We start from the raw sequence: 13,439 nt of genomic DNA, 5'->3' as shown, positions 1-13,439 counted from the left end.
TATGACAATTGCGAATACCTTTATGATGCCAAATGGCTAACAGTTTATTTATGTACGAAAAGCCTGTAGTACGATATAGTTTAAGATAATGCGTTGTGATATCTGAAGCTAAAACCGCAAAAGCGCTTTTCGTCGTGTTGTCATGGTATAATGCCGTCGAGTGTTTGGATTCATTGTTTATTCATCTCTGTGCGGCGCCATGCAACTACGCTTTCTCGGCACCGGTACGTCGATGGGCGTTCCCGTTATCGGCTGCGATTGTCCAATTTGTACCTCTTCCGATCCTCGCCATCACCGGTTACGTACATCGGCGCTGATCCGCAGTCATGGTCTCACGATTCTGATCGATGCCGGCCCCGATTTTCGCATCCAGGCGCTGAATGCCGGTCTACGACGCATTGATGCGGTACTGTTGACCCACGCTCACTTCGATCACGTGGCTGGTCTCGATGATTTACGACCGTTCTGTTTGCGGCAGGGTTCACTGCCCGTTTTCGGCAGTGCGCGAACGCTGGCCGATGTACGACAGCGCTTTGCCTATGCGTTTGATGATACGTCACAGGGTTCTTCGCGCCCCTCGATTACCCTTCACGCTGTGGAAGAACCGTTTCAGATCGGGCCATTGACGGTTGTGCCGATTGCCGTTCCCCACGGTACCTGGATGATTACTGCCTATCGGATTGGTGCTCTTGGGTATGTAACCGACGCCAGTACGGTACCGCCATCCGCTGTTATGGCACTCCGTGGTGTGCGAGTTTTAGTCCTTAATGCGCTGCGTGCTGAGCCACATCCAACCCATCTCTCGATTGCCGAGGCGGGTCGGGTGGCACAAGAAGTCGGCGCTCAACGCACGTTTCTGGTTCATATGACCCATTCTGTTGATTATCGAGCCGACTATGGCCTGCCGCCTGAGGTGACCTTCGCCTACGATGGCCTTGAGATTGAGGTTTGATCCGCTGTTACCGAATAACACACGATGATTCGTTTTGCAATCGATGCCCGCTTACACGCCTACCGTCAGGGTGGTATTACCCACTACACGCGCAGTCTGGCGACAGCCATGATCCCGTTGCTCGGTGATGATGAGGAGTTGATCGTTTTGGAGCACGTCCGTGCCCGTACCTCGCTCGTTACTGCGGCACGCCGGAGCCGGTTGTTCACCCCACCGCATCATCCACTCGAGCAGCTCGCGTTACCAGTCGAAGTCTGGTTTCGTCGCCCCTCGCTGCTGCATAGCCCCGATTTTATTCCACCTTTGATCCGTACCTTCCCATCAGTCATTACCATTCACGATCTCGCATTTCTGCACTTTCCAGAAATCCTCGACCGGGCAGCACGGCGCTACTATGGTCAGATTTATCAGGCTGCTGCCAGCGCCGAGGCAATTATTGCGGTATCGCAGGCGACTCGTGATGATATTGTTGATCGGCTAGGGGTACCACCCGAACGAATCACGGTCATTTATGAAGCAGCCGATGCCCGTTTTCGTCCCTGGCACCTTCCTCCAGGTGCAACGCGAACGATAGATGGTCAGATGCTGAGAAACGATACGTTCTTGCTCTTTGTCAGCACCATCGAACCGCGCAAGAATATTCCTACGCTGCTGCGCGCTCTGCGCATCTGTTGTGATCGCCGACCATCGGTCAATTATCACCTGGTGCTGGCCGGTGCACGTGGCTGGCTTGATCAACCGATTTTGTCACTGATCGGTGAATTGGGTTTGCAGGATCGGGTCACCCGGATTGGCTTCGTTAGTGGTGAGGATCTGCACTGGTTGTATGCAGCCTGCCGTATCTATTTGAATCCATCGCGTTACGAAGGGTTTGGATTACCGGCCCTTGAGGCCCTGGCCTGCGGTGCGCCAACTATCGTCGCCGATACCAGCAGCCTGCCCGAAGTGGTTGGTGACGCCGCCTGGCTGGCACCGCCACTCGATCCAATTGCCTGGGCCGATCTGATCGAGAAACTCTGGCACGACGACTCGGCGCGGAAGGAACTCTCCCGGCGTGGGCCACAACAGGCGGCACGCTTTTCATGGACAACGGCGGCACAACAGACATTAGCCCTCTACCGCCAGTTAATCAGACGATTCTGAGGATGTGTAGAGCTGCTGCAACGCAACAGCTCTACTGTTTAACCCTCCGTTATTTCGGTGCGTAAAAGAGGATGCAGATGTGTTGCCGCTAGCCAGGCCTCGATGCCGGCCGGTGGCGAGATGCCCCGTTCGGAGATAATGCCGGTCAACAAATCGAGAGGTGTCCGGTCGGAATACGCGGTCTGCACCGTAATGCCCGGCGGTGCGTCTGGCCAGATCTGGTATGGCGCCATTGATGGATGTGGTGGTAAACGATAGCCGGGGGGGAGCAGTTTTTCACTGGAACAGAGCGTGTAAAACGGTACATCAGTCGCATGGGCGGCCAGGGCAAGCGGATATGTTCCGACGCGGTTGATCAAGCCGTCGCTACTGATCAGATCAGCGCCAACCAGGACGAGCTGACAGTGGGCGACCTGTGTGGCTGCTGAGGCATCGGTGATAAGCGTTGTGTTAATACCACTTGCGGCCAGCTCGCCGGCCAGCATTCTCCCTTCTCCAGCGGGGCGACTTTCCGTACAAATGACTCGTGGTCGCCGACCGGCGCACTGCGCGTGACGCAGCGCCGCTCGCACCGTTGTACTGCGGCCAATGGTGAGAATTGTGGCTTCCTCGCTAATCAGACGAAGGGTTGTTTCAGCAATTGCTGCTTCATGGACATGCAGGCGGCGGCGAAAATCATTTGTCGTTTCATCGACCAATCGCAGCGCCGTCTCACTCTCGTCTGTCTCGTCGAGACGCCAGAGTAAGCCATTGACCAGATTCACCAGTGGCGCTATCGTTGGGTGGCTGCGAATTAATGCTCGCCCAACGGTAAGTATCTCGCGTTGCACATCAGCGCGATCAGCCATCGGTCGGCTACGTACTGCCCTGGCCAGTATCTCTGCACATTTTTGGGCTATTTCTACGGCACCTGAGACCGTATCGGCTGCAATTGCGGCAACGGATTGGGCGATAAATGGATCCATAGAAATTCCTGTGCCGGCATTCAACAAATACACATCACTGGCTTCATTGCCAGCCTTCACCTTCCGAATCTTACCATAGCACAGGTTGGTAGTGTTCAGAGTCGTTAATTTGTTTGCCGGTGAGGGAGATTGCGCAACAGTTCGGCCAGTTGTGGAATTGAAAACGGTTTGGAGAGCAATTTACCACGGAGTTGCTCTTTCTGTTCTGGTTTCAGTGTGCTAAGCGTGTCACCGCTGATAAAAATGATACGCTCGGCCAGGTGTGGATACGTGCGCCGAATCGCTTCGCTGAGATCAAAACCACTTTTTTGCGGCATTCGCAGATCGGTAATCACCAGATCGAACGGTTGGGTTGCCAGCGCTTTCATTGCCGCATCGACATCGCCAACTGTTGTTGTCTGATGACCCAGTTCACCAAGCAGGCGTTGCAGCATGTGCCGAATGGTTTCTTCGTCATCGACCACTAATACCCGTTGACGCGGGCCACTCTCTATCTCTAATGGTTGCTCTGGTGATGATGTTTCGGTAATCGATGTGCTGATCACCGGCAGACGGATGAAGACCGTTGTGCCTATGCCCTCATGGCTTTCAACCCAAATCTGGCCCTTGTGCTCTTGAATGATGCCATAGCAGATCGAGAGACCAAGTCCGGTACCCTGACCAACCGGCTTCGTGGTGAAGAACGGATTGAAAATCTTATCGAGATATTGGGCCGGAATACCGATACCGGTGTCACTAACGGTAATTTCAATGAACGAACCGTCACCTGTTTCACAGTTCCGGGTGCGAATGGTCAAGACACCGGAGCCTTTTTCACTCATTGCCTGGCGAGCGTTCGTGATGAGATTGAGCAGCACTTGCTGCAACTGATGGGGATCGGCTAGCGTTTGCGGCAACTCCGGATCGAGTTCGAGCTGGACAGTGATATTGTCTACTCGCAACTGATACGCTTGTAACGATAGCGTGCTCTGCACAACCTCATTTATCTGGACGAGCAGGCGTTCTGGTTTGTGCTCACGGGCAAACATTAACAGGTTCCGCACGATGCGACTGGCACGGTCGGCTTGTTGACGAATCTGTTCAACGTCGGCACGAACATCTTCCGGCAGAGTGCGATTGCGCATCAGTAATTGCGCATAACCAGAGATGCTTGCCAGCGGGTTGTTTAATTCGTGCGCAACGCCGGCGACTAACTGGCCAAGTGCCGAGAGTTTATCCGACTGAATGAGTTGCTGTTCCAGGCGACGCCGTTCGGTAAGGTCACGTCCGACACAAACAATCATTGCCTGGTCGTCAACGTTCAGGCGTTGTGCATTCATCTCAACAATCGCCAGCTCTTTTGATTGACGCTGGAGTGAAACGGTAAACGGTGGCTGTGGCAAACCACTCGCTACCCGCTGGAGCGCTTGCGCAATTGTGGGCCATTCCTGCGCCAGACACCAGCGTTGTAGTGATTGTCCAACGAGATCACTTTCTGCAACGCCGAGAATCTGCGCACTACTCTGGTTACCACTGATGATACGCCAGCTCGCGTCCAGCATCAGTATCATATCGGAGGCGTTGGTAAAGATGGTTCGATAACGTGCTTCGTTCCGCTGTGCTGCCTGGTACAGGCGAGCGTTTTCGAGCGCAATCGCTGCATAGTCGGCCAGGGCAGCGAGCAGATACTGGTCGCTCTCACTGAAGCTGCGATTGCTTCGGCGATGATTGACAACCAGGACGCCGGTAATCCGATCTCCAACCTGCAATGGTGTCTGGAGTGTTGCCTGAACGACGAATGCCGGTGCAATAGTGATCGGTTCACCGGTCACACCACTGTGCAGGCGTAGTGATTTTCCGCTTTGAATAACCTGACCTGCCAGCGAATTTGTAACTTGGAGACGGAGCTGGTGCGGTGACTCAACGGCGACATTACGGAATGCCAGGGGTATGAGTTCGTTCCCCTGATCACTGTATTGAAAGAGCATTCCCTCATCGGCCTGCGTGATATAGACAGCCGCTTCCACGATCCGATCCAGCAATTGACGCTGATCAATCAGCGCAGTGACCGATTTGCCAACGCGAGTAAGAACAGTTAACTCTTGCACCCGCTGCTGGAGGAGACCAACCAGGCGATCTCGTTCACGCTTCAGGCGCCGTTCGCGTAGAGCCTGGTCAATCGCTTCACGGGCTTCAGTATCGGAAAAGGGCTTGATGAGATAATTGCGGGCACCAAGGCGAAATGCTTCAACCGCAATCATTTCGGATCCGTGAGCAGTCATTAAAATGACCGGAATATCGATCCCTTCCTGGGTTAAGATGCGGAGAAAGTCAAGCCCGTTCATATCGGGCAACTGAAGATCGAGTAAAATCAGGTCAGGCTGATGGGCGCGCAATCGTGCCAGCCCACCCTGACCGGTGAGGGCAATTGCCGCCCGGTAGCCCAGCTCTGGCAGCACGGTGTTGGCCAGCATGCGCCCCACGTGCTCACTATCATCAACCACAAGGATCTCTTCCATGGTGAAGGTTCCGATTTGATCTCATGTAAGGAGAGGTTGGTCAGGTTGTAAGTAGTATATAACGATAACCAACTCTGGTGTAGAATTGTACATGGAAGCTATGCTAACTGCAACTTTGTAAAGGATAGCCATGGAAGCGGAAACGCGGCGAATTGTGACGACGCTGGGCGACATCAATGTCGATCTCGGCTTTTTGTTGCCGCACTTTCCTCGCGAAGGCGACGACAATCCGGCGATGGCGGTACATTGGGGTGGGGGTGGTGCCGGTCTCAATATGGCAGTTGCGGTTGGGCGGTTGGGAGCTATTCCCTATTTGATTGGTCGGGTTGGGAATGATCTGGCCGGCTCGTTTGCGCTACAGACGGCACGCACCCATGGTGTGCAGGTCAGTACAGTCCAGGTTGATCCGGGCGCTGCTACCGGTTTATGTGGTATTGTGGTGACCCCTGGCGGTCAGCGCAGTTTTCTGAGCTTTCGCGGTGCAAATGTCTTTTGTGATGCCTCTACAATTACGCCTTCGCTCATCCGCTCAAGTCGTTTGCTGCTGATTGGATCGCACGCCCTACTTGATGATCCACAGCGTTCAGCCGCACTTCAGGCAATGGAACTGGCAATCGAGCAGCGTTGCCCAATTGTGCTTGATCTTTGTTTGCCGGCGATTCGTGTTGCCCGCCGCTTAATCGTGCGGCTCTTACCACAGTTGTGGCTCCTGACCATGAATGAAGATGAACTGCGGGCCTTGTTGCCGGGTCAGAGTATTGCCCAGGCACTTGATAGCTTGCTGAGCGCCGGTGTGCAGCATGTGGCGATCAAACGTGGTGCCCAGGGGTGTAGTGTCGCCAACAATCAGGGACGCCGACTCGATGTTTTGCCGCCTGCGGTGTCAGTCGTTGATACGACAGCATGCGGTGATGCGTTTAGCGCTGCGTATGCCTGGGCATTGATCCACGGTCTCGATCTGTCGCAAAGTGCAACGCTTGCTAATCTGGTCGGTGCGCTAACAGCGACGCGCCACGGTGCAGTTGAGGCAATTCCTGCAGCAGACGAGATTCGGAGTCGGTTGAATGTCACTATCGCTGATCGCTTGTGGCCGTCTGTACCGTAAGGTACGGTAAGGAGTTTAGATATGCCCCCAATGTGGAAAGAACATCTTGATCGCTTGCGTTTGCGCGATTTGCGCGAGATGTTTCGTACTGCCAAGCCGATCATCGGTATGGTTCACTGCTGGCCTCTCCCCGGTGCTCCCGGATATACCGGCTATGGGATGCAAACAATCATCGAGCACGCTATTCGTGATGCTGAAGCTCTTGCCGAAGGTGGGTGTGATGGCTTAATTGTCGAAAATATGTGGGATATTCCGTTTCGTGCTGGCCCTCACGTCCCGCCAGAGAGTATCGCTGCCCAGGCCGTGGTTGCTCACGCCGTGCGGCAGGCGGTTCCTGAATTACCCCTTGGGATTAATCTTGTTCACAATGGCGGTGTGGCTTTGCTGGGCATTGCTATTGCGGCTGGGGCCAGCTTTATTCGTGTGTGCATGTTCACCGGTGCCGGGGTGTGGGATGCCGGGAGCTGGGACGAAGGGTGTGCTGCCGATCTGATGCGTCGGCGTAAAGAGCTGCACGCCGAGTCGATCAAGATTTTTGCCGATGTTGATAAGAAGCATTCGGTACGTTTCCCAGGCATTGATCTGGTAACCCATATCGAATGGACACGATTTTTTGGCGCCGATGCAATCATCGTCTCTGGCCGTATGACCGGTGATGCACCGGATATTGCAAAGGTCAGGCAGGCACGAGAGCTGGCCGGCGATACGCCCATCCTGCTCGGCAGTGGTACTACCGAACAGAATATTGCTGCCTTTATGGAGGTAGCTGACGGGGTTATTGTTGGCAGCAGTATCAAACAAGACGGTGAGATTGCCAATCCGGTGGATGTGAACCGGGTGCGCCGGTTTGTGGCAGCGGCACGTGGCCGTGGCTAGGCTCATCTAAGATTATCGCTCTGCTCGTTGCTGGCTGTTCAATCCAGGTTATAGCACTGGCACCGTGCGCATGGTGCCAGTGTCTACCCTGCCTCTCGTACAGGTGCGGGATGTGACCATCGCTAACAGGTCATGGTTCTACACTTGCTATAGTACTTTTGGTTTGATTGAAGATAGTACTGATCTTGTTCCTCAACGGGACTATCACACTATTGCAGTGCTGGTTGCCGTAAGATAAGATAGAGTTGAACGGTAAACGTATTTGACATTCTACTCCGCCGTTCTCCAGGTCAGGTTGTTAGTACGGCGTTACGGAGTATCAACAATCGTTCGCCCACCATCGTAGCTAGCGTTGCAGCTTTATCTCACCAGACATTGTAGCACCAACCTTGCCAGTTGTTGAACGCGACGTCGTAGAGATCCTCATCTTACAGTACGTTGTTCGGCAAAATCATCTAACAGCCTTGACCACTCAACGCCCCACCTATCGGCGGGGCGTTTTCTTTGTCAACTTTCAGGTTTGTCGATGGACAGATATAAGCTTCATATCAGAGCTGGTTTAATATTAGTCATTGCACGCTATCAACCTCACCTGAACACCGCACCTGCGGGCGCCGCACTGCGGTGCGCAAGCACTGTCAGTCCTGGCAACGCGAGCCTCCGGTTTGCTTAACACTTACAACGACCTGCCGCGCCTGCTTCCTGCAGTATCGCCCTCGTGAATCAACACGCGATAGCGGGAACCATCCGGCACTGGCGGTTCCCGCCCCCATTGAGGAAGTGTCGTATACCACTACTGACACTGCACCACCGTCACCCGCTCGCCACCCATCACACTGGTGCGGTGTTTGGGTGTAACAGATCGTGAACCAGTTTGTGGGCCATTGACGAACCACCAATGGCTTGTCGAGAGTACGCTGGCAGCGAGCCAGCACGGGTCTGACAACCTGCATGATGCATAGTACCAGTCAAGATTTGATATGATACGTTGTCGGCAATCCTGGCCTTGCATTGGCCGCGCTGCTAAGATCTGAGTGAATGCCTTGCGTTGTGTAGGCGTAGCATACATTGTGCTCGATAGCAGCCCTACGGCAGTAGACATTTCATCTTGTCACGCCTGAGAGCCGAAGTGTTCGCATACTCACTTCTGGGAAAGGATTGAATAATGAATGTCGCTTTGGCCGCCACCCATCATGATCCTGATGGTCGGCTCTATGCGCAGATGGTACGTGCCTTTCCGCGTCTTCGGCAGTATTTTGATAGCATCGCCATTCTCTTGACTCCAACCAGTGCCGCCCAGACCCAAAGCTGGCTTGCGCAGGCTGACATTACCTTGCGCGTGGCGCCGCCTGATGAGCCGATTGGTCATTTGCACCTGGGGCGCTGGCGGAGAGGAGCGGTTGATCTGGCATTGCAGGCGTTTCCTGATGCCGATTGGTTTCTGTTTTGTGATCTCGACCGGGTGTTGCACTGGATTGAATACTGGCCTGATGAGCTGATGGCGACGCTGGAGGGGTTACCAGCGGCTGATGTGACAGTGCTTGGCCGCACGCCACGGGCGCTGGCCAGTCATCCGCGCGCACAGGTAGCGACCGAGTCGCTGGTGAATGAGGTGTTTGGGCGCATGACTGGGTATGGGTGGGATGTGATGGCCGCAGCCAGAGGTCTGTCAAGGCGGGCAGCTCACCTGATTGCGACCACCAGCCGGGATGATAGTATCGGCGCCGATTGTACGTGGTTGCTATTGGCTCAGCAGGCAGGGTTGACTATGGTGTATCGGGCCACGGAAGGGTTAGAATTTGAGACCCTTGATCGATTTACCGATGAAGTAGCGGCTCTTGGTAGCGCAGAAGCCTGGATCGAGCGTTTCGATGCCGATCTGCGCAACTGGCTTATGCGGGTTGATCTGGCCCGTACCGTCATTGCTGCGCTGGCTGCATCCAAAGCGCAGTGATCCCGATCAGTCGATTGGGTTAGTCGCCGGCTTCTGTACACACCGTGGATGCACCTGCTGGTGTAGTGCAGTTTCACGGACGTGCCCGTGGCACATGGTATGGAGTGCGGTGGCCACGCTGCCGCATAGCCATGCTCACGCGCAGGCGCGGGTTGCAGTGCGCATTGTGCCGGTACGTGCCTATGATGATGGGGATGTGCGGGCACGGGCAGTAGGGGTACGGCATGCCGTGCCCCTACCAGTGCCGGCGTTGTATCGTTCCGGTGCAGCATCAGGGTCAGTGTTGGCTGGTGAATGATGCCCTCTATTCTGACAGATTTGATATAATGTGACTGTTGAAGTTGACATAAAAATGGGCGAAGGCAAATCCCTCGCCCACCGGTGTGATCGGTTTTCACGACAGGTTCCTATTTGCCATTCGTGTTATTCGCCGTATTCTGATACGTTGCCAGCATCGCCCCGGCTTCAACCGTCGTTCCCACCTCAACGCGTACTTCAGCAATGGTGCCACTATGCGGCGCGGTGATCTCATTCTCCATCTTCATCGCTTCCACAATGAAGAGCACCTGGCCCGCTTCCACCTGCTGCCCATGGGCCACCCGCACCGCAACGACACGACCCTGGATTGGGCTGATCACCGCATCAACCGGCGCGGCCAGCGTCGTCTTCTTGGGGGCAGCACGGCGCGCAGGTGCTGAACGTGATGGCGATGCAACTGGTGTCGCATTCATACCGTCGCCAAAAACGGCCACCCCAAAACGCCGGCCATTGACTTCGATGGTAAATCGGCGTGGTTCCGGTGCCGGTTCAGCCCCTGCTGAAGCAGCCGTTGGTGGCGTTAGCTCTGCCGCACGGGAGAAGAGTTCGGGATGGCGCGGAATAAAGTTGACGGTCGCTGCACCTGCCGTAAAAACAGGATGTTCAAGCGCGGCCTGATGGAATGGAATAATGGTCGTGACACCCTCAATCCGGTACTCGGCCAGTGCCCGTCGCATACGGGCAATTGCTTCCTGTCGGTCACTTCCCCAGGTGATCAGTTTGGCCAGCAGCGAGTCGTAATGTGACGGCACGGTATAGTAGGCGCGCACGCCGCTATCTACCCGTACCCCGAAGCCAACCGGCTCGTGGTATTCGCCGATGGTGCCCAGTGCCGGGCGAAAGTTGTGGAGCGGGTCTTCCGCATTGATCCGACACTCAATAGCGTGGCCGCGGGGCACTACATCCTCTTGTTTGAACCAGAGCTTCTCGCCCTGGGCAATCCGAATCTGCGCGGCAACCAGATCGATGCCGTACACCATCTCGGTGACGGTGTGTTCGACCTGAATGCGTGTGTTCATCTCCAGGAAGTAGTAGCGCCCATCCTGAAAGAGAAACTCCAACGTGCCGGCGCTGACATACCCGACGGCTTTTGCCAGCCGTACCGCGGCAGCCCCCATCTCTGCCCGCAGTTCGGGCGTCAGGGCTGGCGAGGGGCACTCTTCGATCAGTTTTTGATGGCGGCGCTGTACTGAACAGTCGCGTTCCCCCAAAGCTACCGCATTCCCATAACGATCAGCCAGCACCTGGATTTCAATATGTCGCGGATCGTCAAGGTATTTTTCGACGTACAGTTCACCATTCTTGAACGCGACTTCAGCTTCACGCCGAGCTGCTGCGAAGGCTTCATCAACCTCTTCCGGTGAACGCACCACGCGCAGACCACGCCCACCGCCACCGCCTACCGCTTTGATCGCAATCGGGTAGCCGAATTCTTTCCCCAATCGCCGCACCTCTGCCGCATCAGTAACCGGTTCGAGCACACCGGGAACAACCGGCACGCCGGCAGCGGTCGCTTCACGGCGGGCAGCGGTCTTGCCACCCATGCGCTCCATGGCTTCGGCGGGAGGGCCAATGAAGATCAGACCGGCTGCGGTGACTGCACGGACAAAACTGGCATTTTCAGCTAGAAAACCATAACCGGGGTGAATCGCCTCAGCACCGGTAGCTTTGGCCGCTCGGATAATTGCGTCAATATTGAGATAACTTTCAGCCGGTGAAGGTGGGCCGATCAGGAAGGCATCATCGGCATACGCCACGTGCGGGGCGTCGCGATCCGCTTCGGAATAGACGGCGACGCACCGCAACCCCAATTCCCGGCAAGCGCGCATCACGCGCAGGGCAATCTCTCCACGATTGGCAACCAATATTGTACGAAACATCGCAGCGCTCCTCAATGCTGCTCTCGTCGCTTCAACGCTGTGCGACGCCGGCACCAATTGTAGCATAGCGCCGTGTGTTACAGTGGCAGCGGTAGGTGCCCGATAAAATCCTCGGCATGTTGCGCGACGCGCAAGAGCAGCGATTCACACCAGGGTCGGGCAATCAATTGGGCGGCGCGAGGTAACCCGTTCTCTTCCCGTCCGGTTGGCAGGCTGAGAGCAGGCCATCCCAGGAAGTTCCATGGCCCGGTAAAGGACGTTGGTGTCGGCACTCCCAGTGCCGGCGCCGGCCCCGGTGTGACCGGTGTGATCAGGACATCGATCCCGGCCAGACGTTCTGCCACCCGCCGACGCAGGTTGGCCCGCGCCTGTTGGACGCGAACGGCATCTACCGGCGAGTAGATGAAGGCGGCCAGAATACGCTGGCGCATAAATTCCCCATACTCGTCGAGGCGAGAGCGTAGCCATGGCAGATGCAAGGCGGCTGCTTCGATTGCCAGCAGTGCCGGGTTGAGTAACCGTAACGCTTCCAGTTCGGGAACTTCAATCGGTATGACAGTCGCGCCTCGTTCAGCCAGTGCGTCGGCAACGCGCTGCATTGCGGCCAGCCCAGCCGCATCGGTTATTGCCTGACCACTGCCATCGGCGGTAAGAAGTCCAATTCGTACCTGATCAATATAATCTAGCAGACCGCTTACCGCAAAAGGCGACTCCGGTCGCAAGGTGCGGTGATCGCGTGGATCAGGCCCGGCGATAGCCTGGAGGATGACGGCTGCATCGGCGACTGAGCGGGCCAGCGGGCCGGCATGATCGAGTGACCACGACAGGGGAAATCCGCCGGCCAGGCTTACCCGGCCATGGGTTGGTTTGAGACCGACGATCCCGCAGTGCGCTGCCGGTATCCGGATCGAGCCGCCAGTGTCAGTGCCGATAGCGGCATAGGCCATCACCGTACTGACAGCAACCGCACTACCGCTGCTACTGCCACCGCTATCCCGCTCTGGATGGTAGGGGTTGGCAGTCGGACCGTAATGGGCATTATTCGAGCCGGGTGAGTAGGCGAATTCCGACATCCGGGTTTTGCCGATAATGATGGCCCCGGCTGCCCGTAAACGCGCAACCACCGTCGAATCGCTGCTCGCCATAACCCCGGCGCGAATCCGTGATCCGGCTGCGGTCGGGTAACCGGCGACATCGAACAGGTCTTTCACCGCTATCGGTACGCCGTGCAGTGGACTGCGAATGGTGCCGGCCCTGATTTCGGCGTCGGCAGCCCGTGCGTCGGCCAGGGCACTTTCGGCCATCACAATCTGAAATGCGTTTAAGCGGGCATCCTTTTCCGCGATTTGCTCTAACGCCCATTCAACCACTTCAACCGATGAAAGGGTGCGCTTCCGAAATTCTTCGGCGACACCCATGATGGTGTTCAGATCGTCGGCGGGCAGCGAAGTGTCACCACTGTCTGTCTGATCGCTGCTTACCGGCAGACTGGTGGCGTCGAGCATATCGGGCAATTGCTCTTGATCGACGGTATCGAGCAAGCGTTCGACATCGGCAAACCGGCTGAGAAAGCCCTTTTCCAGAATGCCGGCGAAATCGGTGTCGGTAGCCGGGATACCTGCGGCGTGTAAGGCTGCCTGCAATCGTTCAATAAGCGCGTCCATAGATGCTCCTTTTCAACAGAGGCAAGGTTTGCGTGGTAATCATTCATGCAAGACTCGGCAACAATCCCTTCTCCAATGTGTACT

The 13,439-nt window shown here is 55.9% G+C and carries 10 protein-coding genes; 6 read left to right on the top strand and 4 right to left on the bottom strand.

The window, feature by feature from the left end:
- Positions 1–199 precede the first annotated feature (199 nt).
- Positions 200–952 carry an MBL fold metallo-hydrolase gene (locus CAUR_RS07240; protein ID WP_012257270.1) on the top strand — a complete coding sequence of 251 codons (753 nt, stop codon included), beginning with the start codon at positions 200–202 and terminating at the stop codon, positions 950–952.
- Between the two features lie 24 nt (positions 953–976).
- Complete coding sequence (locus tag CAUR_RS07235; protein WP_012257269.1) at positions 977–2,095, top strand: glycosyltransferase family 4 protein; 1,119 nt, start codon at positions 977–979, stop codon at positions 2,093–2,095.
- 38 nt (positions 2,096–2,133) lie between these two features.
- Here CAUR_RS07235 and CAUR_RS07230 read toward each other — a convergent pair whose 3' ends face one another.
- Positions 2,134–3,060: an eIF2B alpha/beta/delta subunit family protein gene (locus CAUR_RS07230; RefSeq protein WP_012257268.1), complete on the bottom strand. Its 927-nt coding sequence runs from the start codon at positions 3,058–3,060 to the stop codon at positions 2,134–2,136.
- A 104-nt stretch (positions 3,061–3,164) separates the two neighbouring features.
- Complete coding sequence (locus CAUR_RS07225) at positions 3,165–5,558, bottom strand: hybrid sensor histidine kinase/response regulator (protein ID WP_012257267.1); 2,394 nt, start codon at positions 5,556–5,558, stop codon at positions 3,165–3,167.
- 130 nt (positions 5,559–5,688) lie between these two features.
- Between CAUR_RS07225 and CAUR_RS07220 the strand changes: the two genes are divergently transcribed.
- The 4 genes from CAUR_RS07220 (at position 5,689) to CAUR_RS07205 (ending at position 9,791) form a co-directional block, all read left to right on the top strand.
- Positions 5,689–6,663, top strand: coding sequence for a carbohydrate kinase family protein (locus CAUR_RS07220; protein ID WP_012257266.1), 975 nt, complete (start codon positions 5,689–5,691; stop codon positions 6,661–6,663).
- Between the two features lie 21 nt (positions 6,664–6,684).
- Positions 6,685–7,539, top strand: coding sequence for a BtpA/SgcQ family protein (locus CAUR_RS07215; protein ID WP_012257265.1), 855 nt, complete (start codon positions 6,685–6,687; stop codon positions 7,537–7,539).
- A gap of 1,165 nt (positions 7,540–8,704) precedes the next feature.
- A complete protein-coding gene (locus CAUR_RS07210) occupies positions 8,705–9,493 on the top strand; it encodes a hypothetical protein (RefSeq protein ID WP_012257264.1) in 789 nt (262 codons plus the stop codon).
- A gap of 109 nt (positions 9,494–9,602) precedes the next feature.
- The gene (locus tag CAUR_RS07205) at positions 9,603–9,791 is read left to right on the top strand and encodes a hypothetical protein (RefSeq protein WP_242605095.1); all 189 of its coding nucleotides are present in this window, start codon (positions 9,603–9,605) and stop codon (positions 9,789–9,791) included.
- A 109-nt stretch (positions 9,792–9,900) separates the two neighbouring features.
- Here CAUR_RS07205 and accC read toward each other — a convergent pair whose 3' ends face one another.
- Both accC and CAUR_RS07195 read right to left on the bottom strand, forming a co-directional pair.
- The gene (gene accC, locus CAUR_RS07200; protein ID WP_012257262.1) at positions 9,901–11,691 is read right to left on the bottom strand and encodes an acetyl-CoA carboxylase biotin carboxylase subunit; all 1,791 of its coding nucleotides are present in this window, start codon (positions 11,689–11,691) and stop codon (positions 9,901–9,903) included.
- Between the two features lie 77 nt (positions 11,692–11,768).
- Positions 11,769–13,355, bottom strand: a complete 1,587-nt coding sequence (locus CAUR_RS07195; protein WP_012257261.1) for an amidase — start codon at positions 13,353–13,355, stop codon at positions 11,769–11,771.
- Between the last annotated feature and the right edge of the window lie 84 nt (positions 13,356–13,439).

The organism is Chloroflexus aurantiacus J-10-fl (genome assembly GCF_000018865.1).
In the GTDB taxonomy this organism is placed as follows: Bacteria; Chloroflexota; Chloroflexia; order Chloroflexales; family Chloroflexaceae; genus Chloroflexus; species Chloroflexus aurantiacus.
The sequence above is the reverse complement of the archived record's forward strand: the minus strand, read 5'-3'. Positions and strand labels throughout refer to the sequence as shown.